At 69.1% G+C, this 12225-nt stretch carries 15 protein-coding genes; 8 read left to right on the plus strand and 7 right to left on the minus strand.

Features of this window, described 5'->3' with window-relative positions; genetic code table 11:
• Window positions 1-143: 143 nt before the first annotated feature.
• Window positions 144-1157: a bifunctional oligoribonuclease/PAP phosphatase NrnA gene (locus ACFWX1_RS45010; protein WP_378396071.1), complete on the minus strand. Its 1014-nt coding sequence runs from the start codon at window positions 1155-1157 to the stop codon at window positions 144-146.
• Window positions 1158-1182: 25 nt separating this feature from the next.
• Between ACFWX1_RS45010 and ACFWX1_RS45015 the strand changes: the two genes are divergently transcribed.
• The 6 genes from ACFWX1_RS45015 (at window position 1183) to ACFWX1_RS45040 (ending at window position 6833) form a co-directional block, all read left to right on the plus strand.
• A complete protein-coding gene (locus ACFWX1_RS45015; protein ID WP_378396072.1) occupies window positions 1183-2226 on the plus strand; it encodes a TRM11 family SAM-dependent methyltransferase in 1044 nt (347 codons plus the stop codon).
• A gap of 97 nt (window positions 2227-2323) precedes the next feature.
• Window positions 2324-3547 (plus strand): MFS transporter, encoded by a 1224-nt coding sequence (locus ACFWX1_RS45020; RefSeq protein WP_378396073.1) that lies wholly within the window; start codon window positions 2324-2326, stop codon window positions 3545-3547.
• 99 nt (window positions 3548-3646) lie between these two features.
• Entirely contained in the window at window positions 3647-4165 is a 519-nt protein-coding gene (locus tag ACFWX1_RS45025; RefSeq protein WP_378396074.1) for a GNAT family N-acetyltransferase, read from the plus strand.
• Complete coding sequence (locus ACFWX1_RS45030) at window positions 4162-5046, plus strand: amino acid ABC transporter permease (protein WP_378396075.1); 885 nt, start codon at window positions 4162-4164, stop codon at window positions 5044-5046. The genes ACFWX1_RS45025 and ACFWX1_RS45030 overlap by 4 nt, the downstream gene beginning before the upstream one ends.
• Entirely contained in the window at window positions 5043-5822 is a 780-nt protein-coding gene (locus ACFWX1_RS45035; RefSeq protein ID WP_378396076.1) for an amino acid ABC transporter ATP-binding protein, read from the plus strand. Before ACFWX1_RS45030 ends, ACFWX1_RS45035 begins: the two co-directional genes overlap by 4 nt.
• 54 nt (window positions 5823-5876) lie before the next feature.
• On the plus strand, window positions 5877-6833 hold the full coding sequence (locus tag ACFWX1_RS45040) for an ABC transporter substrate-binding protein (RefSeq protein ID WP_378396077.1): 957 nt from the start codon (window positions 5877-5879) through the stop codon (window positions 6831-6833).
• A gap of 3 nt (window positions 6834-6836) precedes the next feature.
• On the opposite strand, the gene sigJ is transcribed toward ACFWX1_RS45040, so the two are convergent.
• The gene (gene sigJ, locus ACFWX1_RS45045) at window positions 6837-7739 is read right to left on the minus strand and encodes an RNA polymerase sigma factor SigJ (RefSeq protein ID WP_378396078.1); all 903 of its coding nucleotides are present in this window, start codon (window positions 7737-7739) and stop codon (window positions 6837-6839) included.
• A 128-nt stretch (window positions 7740-7867) separates the two neighbouring features.
• Between sigJ and ACFWX1_RS45050 the strand changes: the two genes are divergently transcribed.
• Window positions 7868-8341 (plus strand): carboxymuconolactone decarboxylase family protein, encoded by a 474-nt coding sequence (locus ACFWX1_RS45050; RefSeq protein WP_378396079.1) that lies wholly within the window; start codon window positions 7868-7870, stop codon window positions 8339-8341.
• 7 nt (window positions 8342-8348) lie between these two features.
• Here ACFWX1_RS45050 and ACFWX1_RS45055 read toward each other — a convergent pair whose 3' ends face one another.
• On the minus strand, window positions 8349-9065 hold the full coding sequence (locus ACFWX1_RS45055; RefSeq protein WP_378396080.1) for an SDR family NAD(P)-dependent oxidoreductase: 717 nt from the start codon (window positions 9063-9065) through the stop codon (window positions 8349-8351).
• 91 nt (window positions 9066-9156) lie between these two features.
• Here ACFWX1_RS45055 and ACFWX1_RS45060 point away from each other — a divergent pair, with 91 nt between their 5' ends.
• Window positions 9157-9723 carry a TetR/AcrR family transcriptional regulator gene (locus ACFWX1_RS45060; RefSeq protein WP_378396081.1) on the plus strand — a complete coding sequence of 189 codons (567 nt, stop codon included), beginning with the start codon at window positions 9157-9159 and terminating at the stop codon, window positions 9721-9723.
• Here ACFWX1_RS45060 and ACFWX1_RS45065 read toward each other — a convergent pair whose 3' ends face one another.
• From ACFWX1_RS45065 to ACFWX1_RS45080, 4 genes are read right to left on the minus strand one after another with little or no spacing between them, the layout of a single operon-like run.
• A complete protein-coding gene (locus ACFWX1_RS45065; protein ID WP_378396082.1) occupies window positions 9724-10431 on the minus strand; it encodes a VOC family protein in 708 nt (235 codons plus the stop codon).
• A gap of 56 nt (window positions 10432-10487) precedes the next feature.
• Window positions 10488-11357 carry an alpha/beta hydrolase gene (locus tag ACFWX1_RS45070; protein WP_378396083.1) on the minus strand — a complete coding sequence of 290 codons (870 nt, stop codon included), beginning with the start codon at window positions 11355-11357 and terminating at the stop codon, window positions 10488-10490.
• Entirely contained in the window at window positions 11323-11799 is a 477-nt protein-coding gene (rbfA, locus tag ACFWX1_RS45075) for a 30S ribosome-binding factor RbfA (protein ID WP_345408693.1), read from the minus strand. Before rbfA ends, ACFWX1_RS45070 begins: the two co-directional genes overlap by 35 nt.
• A 28-nt stretch (window positions 11800-11827) precedes the next feature.
• The gene (locus ACFWX1_RS45080) at window positions 11828-12121 is read right to left on the minus strand and encodes a DUF503 domain-containing protein (protein ID WP_378396084.1); all 294 of its coding nucleotides are present in this window, start codon (window positions 12119-12121) and stop codon (window positions 11828-11830) included.
• Window positions 12122-12225: the final 104 nt, after the last annotated feature.

Genomic DNA, 12225 nt, shown 5'->3' on the forward strand with positions numbered 1-12225 from the left:
CGCTTTTTATCAAGGCGGCCAATCCCCACTGTCCTATTTACCGTAAATCCCCAGCCGTTCCGGGGGGGGCAGCCGCCGCTCCATACCAGGTCCCTCAGGGAGGCACCCACGGACCGTCCGTCCACAGTGGACCCCAGAGCAGCTCAGCGCAGCAGTGGGGCGCGGGAGAGGGCGGTGCGGAGGCCGTCGATGACCTCCTCGGCCGTTCCCTCCACCGTGCAGCCCGCGGCCATCCGATGTCCGCCGCCGCCGAATTCGGCGGCCGCCGCGGAGACGTCCATGCCGCCGGTCGAGCGCAGCGAGACCTGCCACCGCGAGCCATGATCGAGCGGCGCGGCCTCCTTGAGCACCGCGGCGACCCCGGCTTCGCTGGTGGCCCGCACGACGTCGATCACGGACTCGACTTCCTCGGGCCGCACGGTCTTCGCGGCGTCGAGACGCACCACGGCGTGCACGAACCCGAGCCCTTGCGCGGCTTCAGGTTCGAGCCGCGCGCCGGCGAGCACCGAGGACAGCATCGGCAGCCACGCGAACGGGTGATCATCGACGATGCGGCGCGCCACCTGTTCCGGGTTCACCCCGGCTTCGAGCAATCGCGCGGCCATCCGGTGGGTTTCCGGGCGGGCGCGGCGGAAGCCGCTCGTGTCGGTGACCAGCCCGGCGTACAGGGCCCGCGCGGTCGGCTCGTCGAATTCGAGGCCCATCTCGCAGAGGATTCGGAAGACGAGCACCGCGGTGGCTTCGGCCGTGTCGTCGACGACGTGCCGGGTGCCGTAATAGGCGTTCGTCGCGTGGTGGTCGATCACCAGCACGTCGCCGCCGATCTGCCGGGTGGTCGCCACCCGCGACGCGAGCGAACCGAGCCGCCCCAGCGTCGGGGTGTCCAGCGCCACCAGCAGCCGCTCGGACACGGGCAGTTCGCCGGGCGAGGTGAGCAGACCGTCGACGTCCAGCCAGCGGAGGGTCTCCGGCGGCTCGGCCGGTTCGGCGAACGAGACACGGACGCTCGCGCCGCGCTGGTGCAGTACGCGGCCGAGGGCCAGTGCGCTGCCGAGCGCGTCGGCGTCCGGGCGGACGTGCCCGAGCAGGGTCACGTCGGTGGCGGTGGCCAGCAGCGCGGCCGCTTCCTGGATGTCCTGCGCCAAAGTAGCTGTCACAGTGCGTCACGCTACGCTCTGCGGGATGTCCGAGTACGCGATTCTGGTCCACCCGTCTGCCAACCGGGTCTACGCCGCCTCCTCCCCCGCGCTGTTGCGCGCCGAGCTGGCGGTCTTCGGCGACGCGCTGAGCGTCGAGCTGTCCGGGATCGAGGAGGTCGAACTCGGCGGCGTCGGCTATGTGCGCTTCGCCACTTCGACCGCGTTGGGCGAGCGGGACCTCGCCCTGCTGTCGAACCTGTCCTCGCTCTACGCGCTGTTCGAGCTCGGCGACGGCGTGCTGCGCCCGGTCACCGTGCGCCCGCTCGCGACGACGGACTCGGATCTGCTGACGATCCAGAAGTACGCGGGCAAGACGAACGAGCAGTTCACCAAGCTGCTGCTCAACGCCACGCTGCTGGCCACGACGGCGCCGACGTCGTGGCTCGACGGGCCGGTGCGCCTGCTCGACCCGCTGTGCGGGCGCGGCACGACGCTGAACCAGGCGATGATGTACGGCTTCGACGCGACCGGGCTCGACGTCGACGGCAAGGACTTCGAGGCCTACGAGCAGTTCATCAAGACGTGGCTGCGCACCAAGCGGGTCAAGCACAGCGCCGACTCCGGCCTGCTGCGGCGCAACAAGACGCGTCTCGGGCGCAGGCTCGACATCGAGTACGCGTTCAGCAAGGAGCAGTACAAGGCGGGCGAGACGCGGCAGCTGACGTACTACAACGCCGACACGCTCACCACCGACGAACTGGTGAAGCCGAACTCGGTCGACGTGATCGTCACCGACGCGCCGTACGGCGTCCAGCACGGCAGCCACCGCACGCAGGACGCGTCGCTCGCGCGCAGCCCGCGTGATCTGCTCGCCGCCGCGATTCCCGTGTGGACTCGCGTGCTGCGTCCCGGCGGGGCGATCGGGATTTCCTGGAACACCACGGTTCTCCCGCGCGCGGACCTGGTCGCGGTGCTCGGCCGCGTCGGGCTGGACGTCCGCGAGGGCGGGCCGTACGACGAGTTCTCGCACCGGGTGGATCAGGCGATCGTGCGCGACCTCGTGGTCGCCGCGAAGCCCGTGTCCTAAGAGGACACTGGCGGGAAACCGACGTCACCCTCGCACGCCACCGAGGTGTCGCGAATTCGCCAGACCGGCCACGCCCGCCGGTGCTGGACTTGCCGCCATGTCCGTGAGCACAACACCTTCCCCTGCCCTCGCTCCCGCCCTGCCACGTTTCGGCTGGCTCGCCGTGATCGCGGTGACGCTCGGGATCTTTTCGATCGTCACCACCGAAATCCTGCCCATCGGCCTGCTGACCCCGATCGGTTCCGCCTTCGGGCTCTCCGACGGCACCGCCGGGCTGATGATGACCACGCCCGGCATCCTCGCCGCGATCGCCGCGCCCGTCGTCACCGTCGCGACCGCGCGGCTCGACCGGCGGCTCATGCTCGGCGTGCTGATGCTGGTGCTCGCGGCCGCCGACCTGCTGGCCGCCGTCGCGCCGGACTACCCGGTGATGATGGTCTCCCGGGTCCTGGTCGGGATCGTCATCGGTGCCTTCTGGTCGATCGCGGCGGGCCTCGCCGAGCGCCTCGTGCCCCGGGAGCGGGTGGCGCGGGCGACCGCGGTGATCTTCTCGGCCGTACCGCTCGGCTCGGTGATCGGCGTCCCGGCGGGTACGTTCATCGGTGCGCAGTGGGGCTGGCGCGCGGCGTTCGCTGTCATGGGCGCGCTGACGCTCGGCGTGCTCGCCGCACTGGCGGCATTCGTCCCGGCACTGCCCGCCCGGCGGGTGACGCGGCTCGACGTGCTCGGCGGGATGCTGCGTACCCGTGAGGTCCGCTGGGCGCTGCTGGTGACCGTCCTGATCGTGCTCGCCCACTTCGGCACCTACACCTACGTGACGCCGTTGCTGGAGCAGGTCACGCACGCCGGCCCGGCGCTGATCACCGTGCTGTTGTTCGGTTACGGAGTCGCCGGGATCACCGGCAACTTCGTCGCGGGCGCGGCGGTGGCCCGCCACCCCAAGGCCACCTTCGTGATCAGCGCGCTGATGATCGCCTGCGCGACGACGGCTCTGCCGTTCGCCGGCCGCTCGGTCTTCGGCGCGGCCACGGTGCTCGTCGTCTGGGGACTCGCGTACGGCGCGGTGCCAGTATGTTCGCAGACGTGGTTCGCCCACGCCGCGCCGCGGACCCCGGAGGCGGCTTCCGTGCTGTTCACCTCCTCGTTCCAGGCGACGTTCTCGCTCGGCGCGCTCGCCGGCGGGATGGTCGTGGACGCGAGTTCGGTGCGCACGGTGATGCTCGCGGGCGGCGCCGCCGCGCTCGCGATGGCCGCCTGCGTGCCGCTGTCCAGCAGGCGAAGGCGTGCTTCCACGATCTGGAACCACGACGGGGAGCGTTGACCCCGGTCCGCGCCTGTTCCTAGAGTCGGCACTGTCGGCGAGAAAGCGTTGTCCCGCCGTGGTTTTCGTGATGCCTCCCCATTCCAGACAGGTGCCGTCATGCCCATTTCCGGTCCCCCACCCGAGTCGGTGTGGGTACGGCAGACCGATCCGCGGGTCAAACCGCTGCTCGCCGATCTCGCCCGTGAGTATTCGAGCCGTTATCACCGCGTGCTCGCGGACGTCCACCACGAGCTGCGGGAATACCCCGTGGAGCGGTTTTCCCCGCCGGACGGCGGTTTGCTGCTGCTGGTGCGGGACGGGCACGCGGTCGCGGGCGGCGCGTTCCAGCGCTACGACCCCGAAACCGCCGAACTCAAACGGATCTGGACGCACCGGGCGCACCGGCGGTCCGGGCTGGCCCGGCGCGTCGTGGCGGAACTGGAGGCCGAGGCGGAACGCCGGGGTTACCGGCGGGTCTACCTGACCACCGGCCCGAATCAGCCGGAGGCCAGGGAACTCTATCTCGCGTCGGGCTACACCGCGCACTTCGACGTCTCCTCGCCGCCGAGGGAGAAACCGTTGCCGTTCAGCAGGATCCTGCCGTCGGCGATCCCGGCGAGAGCGGTCGGGGCATGACCAGTGACGTCGGCGCGCGGCCCGCCGACCTCACCCGCCCGGAGCCCGCGCCGGAGGCGTCGCTCAAGATCGTCCCCGCCCGGCACCCGTGGACGTGGGTGGCCGCGCTCGTCGTGGCCGTCCTGGTGGCGATGGCGGGGCACGCGCTCGTCACCAACAAGGCGTGGGACTGGCCGACCTTCGCGTCCTATCTCTTCCAGAAATCCGTGCTCTCGGCCGTTTTGCTCACCCTGGAACTCACCTTCTTCGGGGTGCTCGCCGGGTTTCTGCTAGGCACCGTCTTAGCGCTCATGCGGATTTCGCGGAATCCGCTGCTGCGCGCGGTCAGCTGGACCTACACCTGGGTCTTCCGTTCGGTACCACTGATCCTGCAGCTGCTTTTCTGGTACAACCTGGCGATCCTCTACAACAAACTCTCCTTCGGTGTCCCTTTCGGACCGTCGTTCGTCTCGTTCGACACGATGAGCCTGATCCCGCCGTTCCTCGCCGCCGGGCTCGGCCTCGCGCTGCACCAGGCCGCGTACGCCGGGGAGATCGTGCGTGCCGGGTTCCTCTCCGTCGACGCTGGACAGCGCGAAGCAGCGGCGGCACTGGGCATCCCGGCCGGGCGGCAGTTCCGCCGGATCGTGCTGCCGCAGGCGATGCGCTCGATCGTGCCGACCGCGGCGAACGAGATCATCGGCATGGTCAAGGGCACGTCGGTGGTGTACGTGATGGCGCTGCCCGAGCTGTTCTACCAGGTCCAGGTCATCTACACACGCAACGGCCGGGTGATCCCGCTGCTGCTCGTCGCGACCGCGTGGTATCTCGCGCTGACCACGGTGCTTTCGGTCGTGCAGTACTACGTGGAGCGCTACTACGCCCGGGGGACGCGGCGATGACCGAAACTGCGCCCCTGAAATACATGGTGGACGTGCGCGGCGTGCACAAGAGCTACGGCACCCACGAAGTCCTGACCGGCATCGATCTCCAGGTCCCCTCCGGCGAGGTGACCGTCCTTCTTGGACCGTCCGGCTCCGGGAAGTCCACGCTGCTGCGGCTGATCAACCATCTCGAACGCGCCGATCGCGGATTCATCAGCGTCGGCGGCGAGCTGATGGGCTACCGCCGCGCGGGCGACCGGCTGCACGAGCTGAAGGAACGCGAAATCCTCAAACAACGCACGCGGATCGGGTTCGTGTTCCAGAACTTCAACCTGTTCGGGCATCTCACCGTGCTCGAAAACGTCGTCGAGGCCCCGATTTCCGCACAACGACGCCCTCGCGCGGAGGCCGAAGCACTCGCGCGGGAACTGCTCGCCAGGGTCGGGCTCGCCGGCAAGACCGACGAGTACCCGCGGCGGCTGTCCGGCGGCCAGCAGCAGCGGGTCGCGATCGCCCGCGCGCTGGCGCTGAAGCCGGACGTGCTGCTGTTCGACGAACCGACGTCCGCACTCGACCCGGAACTCGTCGGCGAGGTGCTTGCCGTGATCAAGGACCTCGCCGGCACGGGGACCACGATGGTCGTCGTCACCCACGAACTCGGCTTCGCCCGCGAGGTCGCCGACACCGTCGTCTTCCTCGACGGTGGCCGGATCCTCGAACAGGGCCCGCCCTCGGCGGTGCTCGACCGGCCGAGCCACGACCGCACCCGCGCCTTCGTCGACAAAGTCCTTTGAGGACACTCCTTTTGACGACACTCCCTTTGCGAACACTTCCCCGAGGAGTCTTGCGTGAGAACCACTTTCCTGCGTCCCGTCCTGCTCGCGACGTTGCTGGGCCTGAGCCTGACGGCCTGCGACGCCGGTGACGCCACGCCTCAGGCCGCGTCGCAGCCCGCCGCGAGCGGCATCAACATCACCGCTCAGCAGAACCGGATCCGCGCGCAGAAGGTGGACGAGATCGCGAACCTCCTCCCGGAGGGCATCCGCGCGCGGGGCACGTTCGTCGTCGGCACGACCGGCAACGGCACGCCACCGCTGTCCTTCCGCGCCGACGACGACAAGACGATCATCGGCGTCGAGCCCGACATCGCCCAGCTCGTCGCCGACGTCCTCGGGCTGAAGCTAGACCTGCAGGCGACGTCCTGGGAGAACCTGTTCCTCTCGGTGGAGAACGGCCAGTACGCCGCCGGGTTCTCCAACATCACGGTGACCGAGGAACGCAAGGACAAGTACGACTTCGCGACGTACCGGCAGGACACGCTCGCCTTCGAAGCCCGGTCCGACAAGGACTTGTCCGTGCGCGAGCCGAAGGACGTCGCCGGGCTCACCGTCGGCGTCGGCTCGGGGACGAACCAGGAGCAGATCCTGTTGCGCTGGGACGAGCAGAACAAGGCCGCCGGGCTGAAGCCCGTGAAGTTCCAGTACTACCAGAACACCTCGGACTACTACCTGGCGCTGAAGTCCGGCCGGATCGACGTCTACGTCGGGCCGAACCCGACCGCCGCCTACCACGTCGCGGTGGACAAGCAGGCCAAGATCGTCGGCACCGTCTCCGGCGGCGGGCAGATCCCCGCGGACATCGCGGCCATGACGAAGAAGGGCAACGGACTGGCCGACGCGCTGCAGAAGGCGTTGCAGCACGAGATCGCCAACGGCCGGTACGCCGAGGTCCTCAAGCGGTGGAACCTCACGAACGAGGCGGTGGCGGCCTCGGAGGTGAACCCGAAAGGCTTACCGCGCAAGTAGTTCTCACCACGGCCGGAGTTTCTCCGGGTTCCGCACCGCCCAGAAGTGCGTGACCCGGCCGTTCGCGATGCCCAGCGCGATGACCGTCGAGGTGACGCCGTCCTGCTGGATCACCAGGCCGGGCTGGCCGTTGACCGTGCGCTCCAGGATCGTCCGCCCGCGGAGCACTCCGCCGATGGTGACCAGATAACGCGCGACCTGCTCACCGCCCACGATCGGGTGAGGCGCGGCGTTGACCAGCCCGCCGCCGTCGGCGATCCCGGTGGCGTCGGGGTCGAGCAGGCCGATGAGCGCCTGGATGTCCTTGGCCTCCCATGCCTTCTTGAACTCCCTGACGATGTCGGCGCGCGAAGCCACCGACGCCACGGGAGCCTGCGACGCGCTGACGCGGCGACGGGCCGAGGAGGCCAGCTGACGGCACGCCGCCGAGGACCGGCCGACGATCTCGGCGACTTCGGCGAAGGGGTACCGGAAGACGTCGTGCAGGACGAACGCCACCCGCTCGGCCGGGGTCATCGATTCGAGCACGACCAGGAACGCCATGGTGACCGACTCGTCGAGGGTGACCCGGTCGGCCGGGTCGGCGCGCCCCTCGCCCCACTCGCGATGATCGGGCAGCGGCTCGGGAATCCATTCGCCCACATAGCTTTCCCGCCGCACGCGCGCCGAGCCGAGGACGTCGAGGCAGATGCGCCCCGCGACCTTCATCAGCCAGGCGCCGGGCGAGGCGATGGCCTCCTGCTGCTGCCGGGACAGCGCATACCAACGGGTGTAGGTCTCCTGCACGACGTCCTCGGCGTCGGCCAGCGAGCCGAGAAGCCGGTACGCGAGGTTGATCAGCTGCCGCCGCTCGCCCATGATCGCGCTCAGGCCGGGATCGAGCCGGGGGTCACCTGGTGTCTTCATGAGTCCGCTCCTTGGCCGCTTCCGTCGTCTCCAGTACGACGAGACAGCCCGCCGGATTGTGACCCTCACATCTTGGCGGGCTGTCTCGTCGGTGGGACGTAATGGCAGAACACGAAAGGAAGAACACCATGGACGCCCGACTCGACCTCCACGGCAACCCGGTCGCGGCCAAGTTCCTCAAGCACATCGTCTCCGCGAACAGGGTACTAGAGGACTCGACACTGCCCCGCGCGACGGAGGAACTGGTGGCACTCCGCGCGAGCCAGATCAACGGCTGCGCGGTCTGCGTCGACATACACACCAAGGAGGCGGCACGCGCCGGGGAGACCCCGACGCGCCTTCACCTGGTCGCGACCTGGCGGGAGGCCACGGTGTTCACCGACGCCGAGCGCGCCGCCCTGGAGCTGGTGGAGCAGGGCACCCGCATCGCCGACGCGGCAGGCGGCGTCACCGACGACGCGTGGGCGCACGCCGCCAAGCACTACGACGAGGATCAGCTGGTCGCACTGGTGGCGATCATCTCCCTCATCAACACGTTCAATCGCCTGAACGTCATCACCCAGCAGCCCGCGGGCGACTACCAGCCCGGCCAGTTCGGCTGATCCGGGCTCACGCCGCCAGTTCCCCGACGGTGATCTCGGCACGCTCGCGCCGGGTGTACAGCTCCCAGTAGCGTTCGGCCAGTTCCGCCGGCTCCACGCGTTCGGGGTCGAAACCGTGGCGTGCCTCCACGCTGCGGTCGAACAGCACCTGCGCGTCACTGCCCTGGACGAGTTTGCCGATGGTCAGCGCGCCGGCGTAGACGCCTTCGGGGGCGAGCACGGTGTGCAGGTTGTGGATGTAGTTGCGCAGGCCCGCCTGCCCCGAGCCCGGAGCGGCGAGGGGCGGTGCGGGCGTCTTCGCGGACAGCCCGAGGCCGTAGAGCAGCGCGCCGTCGCCTTTTTCCCGCAGGCCCGGCAGGATCAGCCGGGTCAGCGAGATCGGCGCGAGCACCGTGCCGCGCAGCACGTCCCGCATCGCCTCGACGTCCAGCTCGAGGATCGGCCGGATGGCTTCGTAGGGCAGAAAACCGTTGATCACCGCGACGTCGATGCCGCCGAAGCGCGCGGTGACGGCGTCCACCACCCGGGCATGCGTGTCCAGATCACCGAGGTCGGCGGGGAAGGCTTCGGCCTCGATCCCCTCCCCCGCCAGTTCCTTCGCGAACGCCGCCACCCGCTCGCCGCTGCGCGCGACCAGCGCGACACGGAACCCCTCGCGGCCGAACCGGCGTGCCGTCGCGAACCCCGCGCCCGGCCCCGCCCCGAAAATCGCCACTGTCTTCACGATGCCTCCCAGCAAGAAAACTTGAGGACCCCCTCAAGTTCTCACTGTAGCCAAAGTTGAGGCCGCTTTCAACTTAGCTATACTCGATCCCGTGAGCATCCATCAGCGCCCGTTGCGCCGGGACGCCCGGCGCAACCGCGAAGCGCTGGTCACCGCGGCCCGGGAAGTCTTCGGCGCCAAGGGACTCGAGGCTCCGCTGGAGGAGATCGCCCGCCGCGCCGGCGTGGCGATCGGCACGCTCTACAACCGCTTCCCCACCCGTGACGACCTCATCGAGGCCGCTTTCCTGCCCACGCTGCGGACATCGCTCGCGCACACCGAGGAAGCACTGGCCGCCGAGGATCCCTGGGACGGTTTCGTGCTGTTCCTGGAACGGTCGATCGCGATGCAGGTCGCCGACCGGGGCTTCACCGAGGTGTGTGCCCGCGCCTTCGGCCCCGAGTCCGAGCTCGGCGCGACCAAGCTCGCGATCGGCGAACGGATGGACCGGATCATCACCCGGGCGCAGGAATCCGGCGAGTTGCGCGCCGATTTCCGGCTCGAGGACCTCGGCACGGTGTTCGCGGCGACGACCGGGTCACCGCGGTGGCGGCGCAGTCTCGGCCTGCTGCTCGACGGGTTCCGCGCCGACGCGGCCCATCCGCTCCCCGAAGACTGACTATCGCTCCGCGGACAACTCGTCCGCCCGCCGTAGTACGTCCCGGACTTCGCCGCGTTCGTCTTCGGTGAGCTCCGTGGCACGGGCGCGTTCGAGCAGTTCCGCGGCCAGCGCGGCATTTCCCTGCCGCTGTGCGACATCGGCCCGCAGGATCAGCAGCCGTACGAGTTGCGGCGGCGCCGGCCGTTCGGCGGTCAGTCCCAGTGCGCGGTCCAGGATCTTCGCCGCTCCCGGCAGATCCTCTTTGGAATCGGCGAAGAGAGTGGCCATGTGCAGTGCCTTCGCGAAGGTTTCCTTCGGCGGCGGCCGGTGTTCGTGACTGCCGTCGATCGACTGTCCTATCCGGATACTGTTCCCGCCGGGGTCGGTCATCAGGAACTGCCGCAGGCCATAGGACATGTTCTTCACCGGCCCGATCCGCGGAATGCCCCGCGACGGGATCCTCCCGTAGAAAGCCTTGAGACCGCTGCGAAAAGCAGCATACATCGAGTCGACGTCGTCGGTGAGCACGTAGCAGCCCTGCAACGACTCGGCGGGATCATAGTTCTTCATCCCTAAGAACTGCAGTTCGATGTCGCCGCGTTCGACGACGAGATAGGGATAGGGCGACTTCTGCAGCATCGTCACCGCGAAACCGAGTGCGGTGTAGAAGTCGGCGACCGGCTGAATCGTGCGACAGGTCAGCAAGGGGATCGTTTTCTCGGCCATGCCACCCAAGCTAGCCACGGCCGGGGCACATACGCCTATGGAAAATTTTCGCGGACTCAGGCCAGGCGCTCGCCGACGAAGCGCAGCGCGTCGGGCAGGACTTCGCGCCAGTAGTCGTCGGTGTGCGCACCGGTGGAGATCTTCCCGCCCGCGGGCTGGACGGCCTTGATGAGCTTGCGGTCCGCGGCCACGAACGGGTCCCCGGTTCCGCACCACACCCCGGTGCGGGAGCCGACCAGGCCCTCGGTGTGCAGCAGCGGCTCGTTGTCCTCCCACTGCCGCTGGTCGGCGAACACCTTGCGCGAACGGGCATCCGGCCAGCTGAGGAACAACGCGGCGCTGCACACGGCGACCGCGCTCAGTTCACGATGGTCACGGGCATAACGCAACGCGCCGAAGCCACCCATGGATATCCCCAGCGCTCCCGCTATCGGGCGCAGCCCGCGCTGGGCGATCCAGCCCGGCATCTCCTCGGTCAGCATCCGCTGCGGATCGTCGCCGGAACCGAGGTCCACCCAGTAATTGTCCCCGTCCACCGCGGCGATCGCGAACGGCTTCGTTCCACTGTGGACGATCTGGTTCAACGCCTCGGGCAGCCTCAGTTCGAGGAATGTACGCGCGCTCGCGCCCCGGCCGTGCAATGCGAGGCATACCGGCAGCCCGGTCGCCGGTGTGCCTTCCGGGGCGACGAGCACGAGATCGACGTCCTTGCCGCGGGCTTTCGACCGCACGCGTTCCACGGTCACCGGGCTGCTCAGCGGCGTCGGGCCCACCGGCGCCGACGACGCGGGCGGCCCCACCACCGGTGTCGTTCCCGGTGAGCACCCGGAGGCGAGCAGCGCCGCGGCACCGCCGAGCAGCAGGCCGCGGCGGGAGAGCCCGGAAACCCGGTCAGGCCCGGTGCTCTCCTTCGGCGAACTCGTCATCGTCGACCTCTTCCCGAGGCGCCTTGTACGGGTCGACGTCCCCGGCGTGCCGCGCCCCCGTCGCCCGCCGAGCCACCTCCGCGTCCGCCTCGCGGGCCTTCTCCAGAAGGTCCTCGATGCGCTTCGCGTCCTCGGGAATGCTATCGGCTACGAAGGTCAGCGTGGGCGTGTAACGGACACCGGTGCCCTGACCCACCTTCGACCGCAGCACACCGCGGGCGGACTCCAGTGCCGCCGCGGCGCCGGCGAGATCCGGCTTCGCGTCGATGGTTTCGCCCAGCACCGTGTAGTACACCGTGGCGTCGTGCAGATCGGCGGTGATCTTCGTGTCGGTGATGGTCACCGAGTTCAGCCGCGGATCCTTGACGTCGTGTTCGATCGCGGACGCCACGATCTGCGAGATCCGCTTGGCGAGCTTGCGCGCCCGAGCCGGATCGGCCATGTCTTTCTCCTTGCAGGAAACTTCTGTGCTAATCGTCCGGTCCGAGCAGCCTGCGGTGCGCGGAGAGCAGTTCGAACTCCGGCCTGCCCGCGACGTAACGCTCGCACGAGTCGAGCACGTCACGCACGTGCGTTCCCTCCGCGGCGACCACGGCCACTCCGATCAGGGTCCTGCGGTGCAGGTCGAGATGACCGGCCTCGGCCACCGAAACCGAGAACCGCTTACGTACCTCGGCGAGCACCGGACGGACCACGGATCGCTTCTGCTTCAGCGAATGGACGTCGCCGAGCAGGATGTCGAGCTCGAGAGCTCCGACGAACATAGGCATAAGGGTGGTGTCGTAGGAATTGTTCTGTTGTAGCGGCCCCGAGGGGGGGGGGGGGGGAGGCCCCGCCCCCCCGGGGGGGTCCGCGCCGACACCCCCCG

It is taken from the genome of Amycolatopsis sp. NPDC059021, assembly GCF_042739895.1.
Taxonomy (GTDB): domain Bacteria; phylum Actinomycetota; class Actinomycetes; order Mycobacteriales; family Pseudonocardiaceae; genus Amycolatopsis.

Bases quoted from the DNA above. Each gene is read 5' to 3' on its own strand.
- ACFWX1_RS45015 (WP_378396072.1), top strand. From the start codon at position 1,183: ATGTCCGAGTACGCGATTCTGGTCCACCCGTCTGCCAACCGGGTCTAC.
- ACFWX1_RS45020 (WP_378396073.1), top strand. From the start codon at position 2,324: ATGTCCGTGAGCACAACACCTTCCCCTGCCCTCGCTCCCGCCCTGCCA.
- ACFWX1_RS45025 (WP_378396074.1), top strand. From the start codon at position 3,647: ATGCCCATTTCCGGTCCCCCACCCGAGTCGGTGTGGGTACGGCAGACC.
- ACFWX1_RS45030 (WP_378396075.1), top strand. From the start codon at position 4,162: ATGACCAGTGACGTCGGCGCGCGGCCCGCCGACCTCACCCGCCCGGAG.
- ACFWX1_RS45035 (WP_378396076.1), top strand. From the start codon at position 5,043: ATGACCGAAACTGCGCCCCTGAAATACATGGTGGACGTGCGCGGCGTG.
- sigJ (WP_378396078.1), bottom strand. From the start codon at position 7,739: ATGAAGACACCAGGTGACCCCCGGCTCGATCCCGGCCTGAGCGCGATC.
- ACFWX1_RS45050 (WP_378396079.1), top strand. From the start codon at position 7,868: ATGGACGCCCGACTCGACCTCCACGGCAACCCGGTCGCGGCCAAGTTC.
- ACFWX1_RS45065 (WP_378396082.1), bottom strand. From the start codon at position 10,431: ATGGCCGAGAAAACGATCCCCTTGCTGACCTGTCGCACGATTCAGCCG.
- ACFWX1_RS45070 (WP_378396083.1), bottom strand. From the start codon at position 11,357: ATGACGAGTTCGCCGAAGGAGAGCACCGGGCCTGACCGGGTTTCCGGG.
- rbfA (WP_345408693.1), bottom strand. From the start codon at position 11,799: ATGGCCGATCCGGCTCGGGCGCGCAAGCTCGCCAAGCGGATCTCGCAG.
- ACFWX1_RS45080 (WP_378396084.1), bottom strand. From the start codon at position 12,121: ATGTTCGTCGGAGCTCTCGAGCTCGACATCCTGCTCGGCGACGTCCAT.